Here is a 306-nt window from a genome sequence, read left to right on the forward strand (position 1 = left end):
CACCCACGAGTTCATCGCGACGGCGCACGAGGACCAGAAGTTCGTCCCCTCGCTGACCGGGGGCGCCGCGGCCGAGGCGGTCCGCTGGGTGCTGGCGCCGCCGAGCATGGTGCTGCGCCCCTCACTCCGCTTGGCCCTGCCGACCTCGGACAGCGTGAACGCCGTCGGTCCGACGATCGGGCGGCCCGGGTCCACGCGCAGCCGGGGGGCCTGCAACTCGGCCGCCCGGCACTCCCCGCGGACGATCTCGGCCAGCGCGGTGGCGATCTCGGCCGGCTCGCGCGGGTCGTCCTCGCTGGTGTAGGC

The 306-nt window shown here is 75.8% G+C and carries 1 pseudogene; it reads right to left on the reverse strand.

What is annotated here, in order from left to right:
• Positions 1 to 306, reverse strand: a pseudogene (locus UK12_RS42645) (hypothetical protein); the annotation flags it as partial.

Origin of the sequence: Saccharothrix sp. ST-888 (assembly GCF_000955975.1) — a bacterium.
Classification (GTDB): Bacteria; Actinomycetota; Actinomycetes; order Streptomycetales; family Streptomycetaceae; genus Kitasatospora.